A 12,654-nucleotide genomic window follows, 5' to 3' on the forward strand; every position below is an offset into this window, starting at 1 on the left:
CATGCCCATAAAGCAGCCGATTCGAAGCGCATCTTTACTTCGAATCGGCTGCTTTTTGCAGCTTAGGGAGCTCTTTAAGCAAAGAGACCATGCGCTGCTGCTGCGATGGATTCCAATAATCGGAACGCCAAGCGGCAACCAGCTTCCAAGCTTGCGGTTGACCTGGCAGCGGAAGTCGAAGAAGACCTCCGGGCAATTGAGGTGCTGCAAGGCTGGGGAGAAAGGCCAGTAAAGAACCGGCTCGAACTGCGTTCAAGGCTAAGTCGATGCGATCCGTAGTCAGTGGACTGATGAGCTTAAGTTGTTCGTTGGCGGACCAGTTACTCAGCGCATCTTCAATGGAGGGATCTGCAAGCTTGACATAAGCTTGACCATGAAGCAGAAACGTGGACGTGTTGTTGTCGCGCACATCAAGTAATGGATGTGCCTTAGTCGTATATAGCGATAGCCGATCCTCAAGCAACAGCTCCGATTGACAGCTTTGCAGCTCACGCTCATAACGCGGCGAATGTCCGTACACAATAAGGTCAAGCTTGCCTGCATGAAGCTGCTCGAATAAACGGTCGGTTTCGCCGGTGACCAGGTTGATCTGTAAAGTGGATGCTTCCGCAGCGAGCCGATACCAATTTCCGCTGAATAGGACAGAGGAAGCGGCATCCGTACAGCCGATTATATATTGATGTTTCCCATCTTGGCGATACGATGCGAACCGTTCCTGTGCCTCGCGATACAGACGGTCAATGCCTTCGGCATACTGATACAGCAGTTTTCCGGATTCCGTGAGCATGACCTTCCCTGTCTTCATCTCGAAGAGCGGCGTTCCCCATTCTTCCTCAAGCTTCTTCATATGAAAGCTGACGGTTGGCTGCTTAATTCCGAGCTCATCGGCAACGGCAGTCACCTTACGGAGCCGCTCAATCAATACCAAAATCTGCAATCTTAATATATTCATAATATATGCGCTCCAGTAACGAGTTATTATTTATTTATTCTATAATAACCACTCACTATATACAATTCATCTATGTAGTTTTTGCATTCCGTTAACACTTCGAAAATATACGATTAATACGTGACGTCTATACTAAGTCTTGTAAAACAAATAACCGCGCAGGAGCGGAAGGAGAAAAGAACTGAAATGAAAAAGGCATTACTAATTGTTGTAGCTCTGATGTTGACAATCGGTTTGGCGGCTTGCGGCTCGAAGAACGAGGAGAGCACGAACTCCAACTCACAAAATAGCGGTACGAATAACGCAGGCGCAGGTGAAGCACTAAGCGGTTCCATTCTTGCAACGGGATCATCGGCACTTCAACCACTGGTTGAACAAGTGTCCAAGAAGTTCATGGAAGACGCGAAATACTCCGGCGTTACCGTTCAAGTTCAAGGTGGCGGCAGCGGTACAGGGCTGACTCAAGTATCCGGCGGTCAAGCAACAATCGGTAACTCCGATATCTTCGCTGAAGAGAAGTTCACGGATGCTGACGCAGACAAAGCCAAAGAATTGGTTGACCATCAAGTAGCAGTTGTAGCTATGGCAACTGTAATCAATAAAGACATCGCAGTAGACAACCTGACTAAACAACAGCTTGTTGACATCTTCACTGGTAAAGTGAAGAACTGGAAAGAAGTCGGCGGCGCAGATGAGAAAATCACAATCGTTAACCGTCCGGGCAGCTCAGGCACACGTAAAACGTTTGAGAAATACGCGCTTGGCACGAAATCCGAAGATGTTCAAGGCTCTATCCAAGAAGATTCCTCAGGTACAGTTAAGAAGCTTGTTGCAGAAACACCGGGCGCTATCGGTTACCTTGCCCTTTCCTACATCGATGACACTGTAAAAACAGTGAAATATGAAGGCGTAGAAGCTAAAGAAGAAAACATCGTGTCCGGAACTTATCCGGTATGGGCTTATGAGCACATGTACACGAAAGGCGAGCCGGATGCAGCAACTAAAGCATTCCTTGATTACATGACTAGCGATGAAGTTCAAAACGGTGATGTTGTAGAGCTTGGTTACATTCCAATGAATAAAATGCAAGTGAAACGCGATGTTGACGGCAATATCACGAAATAAGTAATCCTAAACAAATAGCACAGTCATTAGAGGTGGATACACTCCGCCTCTACTTGCCTGTCATGAGAATGTTAGTTGAAGGAGAGAAGATTCATGGAGCAGCCCGCTCGTACAAATAAGAAACGGATTCAAACGGGGAAGACAACTAGAACATTCGTGAAACCGCATGTCATGGAGGAATGGGTAGGTAAAGTTTATACAGCGCTTTGTATTCTAGTCCTCGTCATCACGATCGCTGCTATTGTCTATTTCGTTTCTTCCCGTGGTTTGACTACGTTTATTATGGATGGCGTTAGCCTCGGCGGGCTGCTTAGCGGCTTGAAATGGGATCCGGAAGGTGATATTCCGCTTTATGGCGCACTGCCATTCATCTTCGGATCATTCAGTACTTCTATTCTTGCGGCCTTGCTCGCAGCACCTCTTGGTATCTGCGCAGCCGTGTTCATGACCCAAATTATGCCTGGTCTCGGTAAAAAAGTGCTGCAGCCGGTTATTGAGCTGCTCGCTGGTATTCCATCGGTTGTTTTCGGATTTGTTGGTCTTAGTATTGTTGTACCCGCGCTCCGGGCGTTATTCCCGGGCCAAGGTATCGGAATTGCGGCGGGAGCCATCGTGCTCTCGCTCATGATTTTGCCAACGGTAACAACGATTGCTACGGATGCACTGGCTGCATTGCCTCGCGGTTTGAAGGAAGCTTCCTTCGCGCTTGGTGCTACTCGCTGGCAGACGATTTACCGGACTGTTCTTCCTACTACGTTGCCAGCGCTCTTAACGGGGGTTGTTCTTGGGATGTCCCGTGCCTTCGGCGAAGCATTGGCTGTACAAATGGTCATCGGTAACTCGCCGCATATCCCGCATTCGTTGTTTGAATCAGCATCGACGCTGACGAGTGTCATTACACTCGATATGGGTAACACGGTTATGGGCTCTACGCACAACAATGTGTTGTGGTCGCTCGCCCTTATACTGCTCAGCATGACCTTTGTATTTGTATTCATAGTCCGCTTCTTGGAAAGGAGAAACCAACGATGAACGCCAAAACCGCAGATCGTATCGCCACAGGTGTTATTATCGCCGTAGCTTCACTTATCGTTCTTATTTTGGCGGGATTGCTCGGTTTTATCCTCTTCCGCGGAGTAGGACATATCAGCTTTCATTTCTTGACCTCCGCACCACAAACGATTAAGGCCGGAGGCGGCATTGGACCACAGCTCTTCAATTCCTTGTTCTTGCTTGTATTGACACTTATCATTACGATTCCACTCGGACTTGGCGCCGGGATTTATATGAGTGAGTATGCGAAACCGGGCCGTCTGACGGATTTCATTCGGTTGGTTGTCGAGGTGCTCTCGTCCTTCCCGTCCATCGTAGTTGGTCTGTTTGGTCTTCTAGTTATCGTTAACTTGTTCGGTTTCGGGTTCTCCCTATTCTCCGGCGCATTAGCACTGACCGTGTTCAACTTGCCGCTTATGGTTCGGATTACAGAGCAATCGCTCAGCGGCGTACCGCGTGAGCAGAAGGAAGCCAGCTTGGCGCTTGGATTGTCGCGTTGGAAGACGATCACATCCGTCATGCTTCCGATCGCAATGCCCACGATTGTAACAGGTACGATTCTTGCTTCGGGCCGTGTATTCGGCGAAGCAGCTGCGCTGCTCTTCACAGCCGGCATGAGCTCGCCGCGCCTGGATTTCACCAATTGGAATCCGCTGAGCCCATTCTCGCCGCTGAATCCGTTCCGTCCGGCTGAGACGCTGGCGGTGCATATTTGGAAAATTAACAGTGAAGGCTTGGCTCCGGATGCAGCAGAAATTGCTGCTGGTGCATCTGCTGTCTTGCTCTTAATGGTTCTATTGTTCAACTTCTCCGCACGATGGTTTGGCAGATACTTGCATCGTAGATTTACAGCAACCAAATAGGGAAGGGTGACGAACATGCAAACAGAAGGATTGGTAGCCAAGGATCTTCGTGTATTCTACGGAGAGAAGGAAGCAATCAAGGGCGTATCGCTCGCATTCGCCCCGCGCGAAGTAACGGCATTAATCGGACCTTCAGGTTGCGGTAAATCCACATTTCTGCGCAGCTTGAACCGAATGAATGATACAATTGATGGTGTACGTACGTCCGGAGAGATCTGGATGGACGGCGAGAATGTGAATGAAGCCGGTGTCGATGTTGTTCTGCTGCGCCAGAAAATCGGTATGGTTTGGCAGCGCCCGAACCCGTTTCATAAGTCCATCTATGAGAATATCGCGTTCGGACCGCGTTACCATGGGGTGAGAAACAAGAAGCAGCTAGACGAAATCGTTGAGGATTGCCTGCGTAAAGCGGCTCTGTGGGATGAAACGAAAGATCGACTTCACAATTCAGCGCTTGCACTTTCAGGCGGCCAACAGCAGCGTCTATGTATCGCTCGTTCGATTGCCGTTAAACCGAAAGTCATCTTGATGGATGAGCCTGCATCAGCACTCGATCCGGTATCGACTGCGAAGGTAGAGGAATTGATTTCGGAGCTCAAGCAGGATTTCAGCATCGTCATCGTTACTCACAATATGCATCAAGCAGCAAGGGTGTCAGATAAGACAGCGTTCTTCTATATGGGCAAAGTCGTGGAGTATGATCAAACGGACAAAATCTTCACGAATCCGTCCGAGAAAGCTACCGATGATTACATATCGGGACGTTTCGGGTAATCCATCACAGGAGGCGACGAAGATGATCAAGCGTAAAGAGCTGGACGAGGGATTGGCGCTTCTGAGACAGAAGCTGATTGAGATGGGGAACCGCGTCGAATTGGGACTGGCCAGCGCGATGAAGGCGCTCGAGGAAGTGGATGTCGATGCGGCACGAATCATTATTGCGGAGGACATTAAGCTTAATCAGCTGGAAGAGAGCATTGACGAGATCGGCGCTCGTATGATTGCTACGCAGCAACCGGTGGCGAAGGATTTGCGACGCGTTCTGATCGCCTTCAAGATGGCTGCTGATCTGGAGCGAATGGGCGATCTTACCGTCGATATCGCGAAGGTCGTTGTACGTCTTGAAGGACAGACGCTCATGAAGCCTTTGGTTGATCTGCCCCGTATGGCTGAGATTGCCGGTCAAATGATCCGCGAATCGATCCAATCCTACGTACAGGAAAATGTGAATCTCGCCTGCAAGATGGCAAAGGACGACGATCAAGTGGATGCACTGTTCGCGGAAGTTATCCGTGATTTGTTCGCCGTCATGATTGAGAATCCGAAGACCATCTCGCAAGGCAGCTTGATCAGCTTCGTAGGCCGCTATATTGAGCGGATCGCCGATCATGCCACGAATATCGGCGAAAGCGTTGTATTTCTCGTGACAGGCAAACGTCCGGATTTAAATATGTAAATCTGTAATAGTTTGGTAAAACCGGTGCTGCGCATAAGGCGTGGCAGCGGTTTTTTTACGTGCAGTTAACAATAGGACAATACTTCCATCACACTTTATTCCTACAATGGTACATAAGGGATAGTCAAAAAGACTCACGCCTAAGAGGGATTCATATGAACGAAATCAGCTATGGATTATTAGACAAAACAATGCTGCATCGTTTACAGGAAAATTGGCATCAGGGTGGCATTGGTGTGATTGCCTTGCAGCTGCTTCAGGGTACTCCTGTCTCGGTTGCCTTGGTTTTGGATGAATGGGTGATGGAACAGGATGGGCTTATTTGGCACAGTACGATGGGGGACGACCGGTTTTATTTCTTAGCTTGCGGCTTGGAGGCACCAAAGGAGCTGGAGTTAAGGCTTCAAGTCGGGATCAATGAGTTGAAGATGAAATTATGTAAAGCCTTCGAGGCAAACCGGATCGTGAATATGAAAGAGCTGGATGGGAAACCGGATTTTGCAGTAGGACATGCTGTTTCTTATCCTTCAGCGGTGAACGGCCGCTCCATTGAAGCTAGTATGTATGAAGCCATTAAGGAAGCCTACGAGATGGTGATCCGCTTCAGGTCGGGGGAGCGGGATGAGCAGCAGGAGCAGGAGCAGGAGCAACAGCAACAGCAGCAACAGCAACAGCAGGAAACTTACTTTAGCAGTATCCCATCGTATGTGACGATCGGGTCATTAGCTAAGTCGGTGCCTATATTTGCGCCGGGTTCGCTCGTTTCCGACCTTTCTCGGATGTTCGAATCCAATCCTCATATTCAAGGTGCGGTTGTTGTGCAAGAAGGCCGGCCGATCGGGCTTGTGATGAAAGAAAATATGAATCAGCTGCTGGCAGGGCAGTTTGGTCTGCCGCTCTATTGGAATAGAGCGATTGCCAGAATTATGGACAAGGAAGCGCTTGTAGTGGATGCAGAGCTGCCTGTGGAGCAAGTTGTGCAACTTGCAATGGCAAGGGATATCTCCCGTCTCTATCATCTTGTCCTTATTACGCGCGGCGACAAATTTGTTGGGGCAGCTTCGGTGCGCTCGATTCTGGAGTGCATGACACAGCTGCGAACCGAGGAAGCGCGGACTGCGAACCCGCTTACGGGACTGCCGGGCAATGCGTCTATTCAGCGCGAAATGCAGCGACGGATCGATGCGGGCAGACCGTTCACGATTATTTATGCGGATTTGGATTATTTCAAATGGTTTAACGATTGCTTCGGGTTCAGCCAAGGGGATGCGCTGATTCGGTTTCTCGCGTCCGTACTTCAAGAGGTTGCGCAGGTTGGCGGGAAACGGGATGATTTTATCGGCCATATCGGCGGGGATGATTTCATCATGCTGACTGATCGATTGGAGTCGGAGAAGCTGTGTCGTCTGCTGCTTGCAAGGTTCGATAGCGGCGTTAAATCTTATTATGGGACTGCTCATGTACCGAGCGTTGTTGACCGGAGCGGGGTGGCGGTGCAGCAAGAGGGCGTCACGTTATCGTTGTCGCTTCTCAGCTGGAATGGGGCCATTCCATTAACTACAGCAATAATTTCACAAGCGGCAGCGCGGGTAAAGAAGCAGGCGAAAAGGATTCGCGGCAGTGCCTATGTTGCCAGCGATGTATTCGGAGAGCAGCTGGGAGAGGGAATGACGTGACAGTAACTAGAGAAACCAATCAGATGGGCATTATATATTTTGCTTGGCAGGGCAAAGCGATCGAGCTAGAAGACGTAAAGGTGAAGCTGGATGCAAAGTGGCGGTGTTTCGCCGAACAAGTCATGACGGAGCAAGATTCGGTCAGTACAACCGGACTTTCGAAGCTATGGCTGCTCGATGATCTGTTCGTATGCCTTTCTCTCCCTCCTACGCGGTTCGGTTCACCGGAAGAGGAACTGCTAACGATAGGCAGCAGATTGAAGCTCGACTGGGAAGAGCGGTTTATGGCCGCTGAGTTCGGCGGTGCGATTCCGGAGCTAAAGCTCCATGCAGGTGTTTCCTTCTTGAATGGCGGCATCGTGTCAGAGGAGGAGCGGCTGTATGATGGCATTAAACGCGCGATTATCCACGGACAGCCAACCGGCGCGACGGAGCGCAGCTTGAAGCGCAGAGCGCTGGAGCAAATTCTCATGGAGCGGCTCATTCATCCGGTCTATCAGCCGATTATCTCGCTGCAATGCGGGACCGAGGCTGCATACGGATATGAGGCGCTTTCTCGCTTACCCGATAAACGCTGGTTTGACGGACCGCTGCAGCTGTTTGATTTTGCCTCCGAGGAGGGGTTGACTTACTCATTAGATCTACTGGCTCGGGAGCGTGCAATCGAAGGAAGTGCAGGATTGTCTGCCGGGCAGAAGCTATTCATCAATATTACCGCTAAGATTATGAATGACCCCTCCTTCACAACAGGGCGCACCATGCTGCTGCTGGAGAAGTATGGGCTGTCTCCGCATCATGTTGTGTTCGAAATTACGGAGCGCAGCTCCATTGAGGATTTTGGTGCGGCGAAGAAGATTCTGCAGCATTACCGTACCCAAGGCTATCAGATTGCCATCGACGATGCGGGGGCGGGTTATTCGTCGCTGCAGTCCATCGTAGAGCTGGAGCCGGATTATATCAAGATCGATCGCTCACTTATTCATGGCATCCATCAGGACGGCATGAAGGCCCATTTGGTCCAAACGTTTACGGAGCTGGCTGCCAAAATGGGCATCTCGCTGGTTGCGGAAGGAATCGAGGAAGAGAGCGAGCTTCAATATATCAAGTCCATTGGCGTTCACTACGCGCAAGGGTACCTGCTTGGCAGACCGCAGCCTTCTATTGCATAACCTAATGATGGGAATGGGGGAGTATCGCGTAAAATGAGCTTCATTCGTCCCCAACTGGCCACCAAAATAATTCTAACGAATCAGAGAGGTCTTATTTAAAGGTTTTGAGGTGGTTTGGAGCCGCTCTACCTCAAATAAGACCTATGGAGTTCGTTAGATTCTAGGAGCCGAGAGTTTGAGCGAAATAAGACCTGTACGGTTCGTTAGATAATGGCGGAATAGGGATTCGAAAATGTTAGAGGGTGGCATAGGGGAAACCTTATGCCACCTTTTAATTTAGTGGAGCCATCGCAGCATTCTCTGCCGAGGCAGAATGATGACGACAAACTTGGTTTCGCACAGCAATCTGTGCCGAGGCAGAATGATGATTTGAAACTTGGTTTCACACAGCAATCTGCCTGGGAAAGTGTGTTCGCTTTATGCTATGATAAGCACTAGGAATAATAAGGTGAGGTGTGCTTGTCGGATGGATAAATGGGTATTGATTGATGGTAACAGTATCATTTATAGAGCATTCTTCGCGATGCCGCCGCTTACGAATTCGTCGGGGCTGCATACGAATGCGGTGTACGGTTTTACAACTATGCTGCTCAAACTGCTGGAGGAAGAGAAGCCGACGCATATGCTGGTTGCCTTCGATGCGGGCAAGATCACGTTCCGTCATGAAGGCTATGCGGAATATAAAGGCGGTCGGGAGAAAACACCGTCCGAGCTGTCAGAGCAATTCCCTGTGCTCAAAGAGCTGCTGCGCTCATTCGGAATTGCGCAATACGAGCTGCCGGGGTATGAGGCCGATGATATTATCGGGACACTCAGCCGATTGGCGGATGAGGGCGGCATTGAAACGGTAGTCGTATCCGGCGACAAGGATATGCTGCAGCTGGCTTCCGATCATGTCACGATTGCGCTCACGCGCAAAGGGGTCACGGACGTAGAGCGCTATAATCCGTCCGGCATCCAAGAACGTTACGGTCTAACGCCGCTGCAAATTATCGACCTTAAGGGTCTGATGGGCGATACATCCGATAATATCCCGGGCATTCCGGGCGTCGGGGAGAAAACGGCGCTGAAGCTGCTGCACGAGTTCGGCAGCGTGGAAGGCGTACTTGCCAATACGAGCGAAATAAAAGGCAAGATGAAGGAAAAGGTTGAAGAGCATCAGGAAAGTGCCATTATGAGCAAGAAGCTCGCTACGATCTATCGCGAAGTGCCGCTTGAGAACAAAGCGGACGAGCTGGTATACAGCGGCTATGATGAAGTCGCGCTTGGGGACATGTTCCGCAAGCTGGAGTTCAAGTCGCTGATTGAGCGGCTGCAGCTTCCGGAAGCGGGAGGTACGGTTGTACTCGCAGAAGCTAACTATGAGGTTGTAACTGCGAGCGAGTTGACAGCCGGAGCGTTGTCGGAGATACTCGCGACCTCAGAGAGCTTCTACATTGAAGCGATTGGCGACAATCCGCATCAAGCCAGATTCATCGGACTTGCTGTGACGAGCGGCGAACGCGTCGTCGTCGTGACTTACGATGAGCTGATGGATGCGAGAATATCGGCTCCTGTGCGCCAATGGCTCCAGGATGAGCAAGCGCCTAAGAAGGGCTACGATCTGCACAAGGCAGAGCTTGTCCTGTCTTGGCTTGGTATTGAACTGTGCGGGACGACCTTCGATGCGCTGCTTGCAGCGTATCTGCTGGATCCAACCGAATCGAGCCAAACGTTAGCGGCGCTCATTCAGCGTCATGGACTGGCAGCCATTCAAACGGATGAATCCGTTTATGGAAAAGGCGCGAAGTTCCAAGTGCCGGCCTCAGAGGTGCTGGCTGCCCATTTGGCTGCCAAAGCAGATGCCGTCCGCAGACTCGTTCCGATGCTGACCGAAGAGCTGGAAACCGGTCACATGAGCAAGCTTTGTTATGAGCTGGAGCAGCCGCTGGCTGTCGTGCTCGCAGGTATGGAGAAGCAGGGCATCAAGGTCAATGCTTCGGTGCTTGAGGATCTTGGCGCAGAGCTGGAGAAGAACATCTCGCAATACATGAGCGATATCTACATGCATGCCGGAATGGAGTTCAACATTAACTCGCCGAAGCAGCTGGGAGAGGTGCTCTTCGAGAAGCTGGGCCTTCCCGCATGGAAGAAAACGAAAACAGGTTATTCGACCGATGCAGAAGTACTGGAGAAGCTCGAGCCTTACCACGAAATCGTGAAGCTCATTCTGCTTTATCGCCAGCTGGCGAAGCTGCAGTCTACTTACGTAGAAGGTCTGCTTAAGGAGATTCGCCGCGACACGGGCAAGGTGCATACCTTCTACCGTCAGACGATCGCTGCAACCGGCCGACTGTCGAGCCAATTCCCGAATCTGCAGAACATTCCGATTCGCTTAGAGGAAGGGCGCCGCATTCGCAAAGCTTTCGTGCCTTCAGAGCCGGGTTGGACGATTCTCGCAGCCGACTATTCGCAGATCGAGCTGCGGGTACTTGCGCATATTTCCGGGGACGAGAAGATGAAGACTGCTTTTATCGAGGATACCGATATTCACACCAAGACGGCGATGGACGTCTTCGGCGTCACTGCGGATCAAGTCGATGCGAATATGCGCCGTCAGGCCAAAGCGGTTAACTTCGGAATCGTGTACGGCATCAGCGACTTTGGTCTATCGAACAACTTAAACATCGCGCGCAAGGATGCAGCGAAGTTTATCGAGCAATATTTTGAAGTGTTCCAAGGGGTTCGGGCTTACATGGACAATATCGTAGCTCAAGCCCGCACGGATGGTTTCGTGACGACGCTGCTTGAGCGCCGCCGCTATTTGCCGGAAATCAAAGCATCGAATTTCAACCTTCGTTCATTCGCTGAACGGACAGCGATGAATACGCCGATTCAAGGTACGGCGGCGGACATCATCAAGCTGGCGATGGTGAACATGGATAAGGAGCTGCGTGATCGCGGTCTCCGCAGCCGCATGCTGCTGCAGGTACACGATGAGCTCGTCTTCGAAGTGCCGGCCGAGGAGCTGGAGCTGATGAAGACACTTGTACCGGAGGTCATGGAGGGTGCGCTGAAGCTGGATGTGCCGCTTAAAGCAGACGTCAGCTTCGGGGATAACTGGTATGAAGCGAAGTAGAAATTTACAACAATAGCATTGAAATCGAGAAAGCTTTAGTACGCTCCCTGCACATTGCCGGCGGGGCGTTCTAGAGCTTTTTCTTCATTACAAATTGGCTATTCTCGGCATTCAATTTAGCATCGTTATCGGCGGACAGAAAGTGCTGCAAGTTGAGGATACGGATGGGCCGTACTTATACGGACAAGTCGGATTCTCAAGTTTATTTGGCAGTCATACTCACTATAAGCAGTTTTCGGTGCGGGGCTTATAGGGAAGAAGGCTTTTGGCTAGGAGATTTGGCCTTGCTGAGGTATAATGAGGTCTGAACCATGGCTTGGGAGGGAACGATGTAATGCCGGAACTACCGGAGGTTGAAACCGTTCGGCGAACGCTGAACGAGTTAATTAAGGGGAAGCGGATCGAGCGGGTAACCGTGTCGCTTCCGCGTATTATACAACGACCGCATGAGCCGGAGATCTTCGCTGCTGCACTTGCGGGTCATACCATCGAGTCCATAGAGCGCCGCGGGAAATTTCTGCGCATTCTGCTAGATGGCCTTGTGCTGGTCTCCCATCTTCGTATGGAAGGCCGTTACGGTGTCTATGAAGCAGATGAACCCGTGGAACTTCACACGCATGTTCGTTTTCATTTCGAAGACGGTACGGAGCTGCGCTATAAAGACGTACGCCAATTCGGCACGATGCATCTGTTTGCGCCGGGTGAAGATTTAACCCTTCCCCCACTGAACAAGCTGGGCATCGAACCGCTTGATGAGGGATTTACGCTGCAGGCTTTCAAGAAGGAAGTGGCTCATCGTACGACCAAGATCAAGCCGCTCCTGCTGAACCAGGAATATATCGTTGGGCTGGGCAATATTTATGTGGACGAGGCGCTCTTCACGGCCGGCATTCACCCCGAGCGGACAGCGGATTCCATCAAGCCGGCCGAGTGGACGAAGCTTCATGAAGCGATTCGAGCGACATTATCGCGTGCGGTAGATGCAGGCGGATCATCGATTAAGTCCTATGTGAACGGCCAAGGTGAAATGGGGATGTTCCAGCATGAGCTGCTCATCTACGGCCGCAAGAACGAGCCTTGCCGCAAATGCGGTGCAAGCATAGATAAGACCGTCGTTGGCGGCAGAGGCACGCATATATGCCTCAAATGTCAGCCGCTTCCGAAGAAGCGGGGCAACGGTGAGGTAGTCAAGCCATTGTCTAAATAAGGAACGACTCTGGGCGGCATGCATATGATGTACCA

Annotated in this window: 10 protein-coding genes; 9 read left to right on the forward strand and 1 reads right to left on the reverse strand. The window is 50.8% G+C overall.

Translation table 11 applies throughout. From position 1 onward, the window contains the following. Positions 1-34: 34 nt before the first annotated feature. Positions 35-952 (reverse strand): LysR family transcriptional regulator, encoded by a 918-nt coding sequence (locus tag AC0YN4_RS12345; RefSeq protein ID WP_475781757.1) that lies wholly within the window; start codon positions 950-952, stop codon positions 35-37. Positions 953-1,138: 186 nt separating this feature from the next. Here AC0YN4_RS12345 and AC0YN4_RS12350 point away from each other — a divergent pair, with 186 nt between their 5' ends. The 9 genes from AC0YN4_RS12350 to mutM all read left to right on the forward strand — a co-directional run bounded on the left by AC0YN4_RS12350 (position 1,139) and on the right by mutM (position 12,619). Next, positions 1,139-2,077: a phosphate ABC transporter substrate-binding protein PstS family protein gene (locus tag AC0YN4_RS12350; RefSeq protein ID WP_475781758.1), complete on the forward strand. Its 939-nt coding sequence runs from the start codon at positions 1,139-1,141 to the stop codon at positions 2,075-2,077. Between the two features lie 171 nt (positions 2,078-2,248). Next, positions 2,249-3,109: a phosphate ABC transporter permease subunit PstC gene (gene pstC, locus AC0YN4_RS12355; RefSeq protein ID WP_475836099.1), complete on the forward strand. Its 861-nt coding sequence runs from the start codon at positions 2,249-2,251 to the stop codon at positions 3,107-3,109. Next, entirely contained in the window at positions 3,106-3,993 is an 888-nt protein-coding gene (gene pstA, locus AC0YN4_RS12360) for a phosphate ABC transporter permease PstA (protein WP_475835904.1), read from the forward strand. Before pstC ends, pstA begins: the two co-directional genes overlap by 4 nt. A gap of 15 nt (positions 3,994-4,008) precedes the next feature. Continuing rightward, a complete protein-coding gene (pstB, locus tag AC0YN4_RS12365; RefSeq protein ID WP_090981590.1) occupies positions 4,009-4,767 on the forward strand; it encodes a phosphate ABC transporter ATP-binding protein PstB in 759 nt (252 codons plus the stop codon). Positions 4,768-4,789: 22 nt separating this feature from the next. After that, positions 4,790-5,449: a phosphate signaling complex protein PhoU gene (gene phoU / locus AC0YN4_RS12370; RefSeq protein ID WP_475781761.1), complete on the forward strand. Its 660-nt coding sequence runs from the start codon at positions 4,790-4,792 to the stop codon at positions 5,447-5,449. A 155-nt stretch (positions 5,450-5,604) separates the two neighbouring features. Continuing rightward, the gene (locus AC0YN4_RS12375) at positions 5,605-7,125 is read left to right on the forward strand and encodes a GGDEF domain-containing protein (protein ID WP_475835905.1); all 1,521 of its coding nucleotides are present in this window, start codon (positions 5,605-5,607) and stop codon (positions 7,123-7,125) included. After that, positions 7,122-8,294 (forward strand): EAL domain-containing protein, encoded by a 1,173-nt coding sequence (locus AC0YN4_RS12380; RefSeq protein ID WP_475781763.1) that lies wholly within the window; start codon positions 7,122-7,124, stop codon positions 8,292-8,294. The genes AC0YN4_RS12375 and AC0YN4_RS12380 overlap by 4 nt, the downstream gene beginning before the upstream one ends. 466 nt (positions 8,295-8,760) lie before the next feature. Continuing rightward, positions 8,761-11,412: a DNA polymerase I gene (gene polA / locus AC0YN4_RS12385; RefSeq protein WP_475781764.1), complete on the forward strand. Its 2,652-nt coding sequence runs from the start codon at positions 8,761-8,763 to the stop codon at positions 11,410-11,412. Between the two features lie 334 nt (positions 11,413-11,746). Beyond that, positions 11,747-12,619, forward strand: a complete 873-nt coding sequence (gene mutM / locus AC0YN4_RS12390; RefSeq protein WP_475781765.1) for a DNA-formamidopyrimidine glycosylase — start codon at positions 11,747-11,749, stop codon at positions 12,617-12,619. The last annotated feature ends 35 nt before the right edge of the window (positions 12,620-12,654 follow it).

It is taken from the genome of Paenibacillus sp. J22R3 (assembly GCF_056269305.1).

Coding starts and splice junctions, on each gene's coding strand:
- phoU (WP_475781761.1), top strand. CDS start 4,790: ATGATCAAGCGTAAAGAGCTGGACGAGGGATTGGCGCTTCTGAGACAG.
- AC0YN4_RS12375 (WP_475835905.1), top strand. CDS start 5,605: ATGAACGAAATCAGCTATGGATTATTAGACAAAACAATGCTGCATCGT.
- pstB (WP_090981590.1), top strand. CDS start 4,009: ATGCAAACAGAAGGATTGGTAGCCAAGGATCTTCGTGTATTCTACGGA.
- AC0YN4_RS12350 (WP_475781758.1), top strand. CDS start 1,139: ATGAAAAAGGCATTACTAATTGTTGTAGCTCTGATGTTGACAATCGGT.
- pstC (WP_475836099.1), top strand. CDS start 2,249: ATGGAGGAATGGGTAGGTAAAGTTTATACAGCGCTTTGTATTCTAGTC.
- mutM (WP_475781765.1), top strand. CDS start 11,747: ATGCCGGAACTACCGGAGGTTGAAACCGTTCGGCGAACGCTGAACGAG.
- polA (WP_475781764.1), top strand. CDS start 8,761: ATGGATAAATGGGTATTGATTGATGGTAACAGTATCATTTATAGAGCA.
- AC0YN4_RS12345 (WP_475781757.1), bottom strand. CDS start 952: ATGAATATATTAAGATTGCAGATTTTGGTATTGATTGAGCGGCTCCGT.
- pstA (WP_475835904.1), top strand. CDS start 3,106: ATGAACGCCAAAACCGCAGATCGTATCGCCACAGGTGTTATTATCGCC.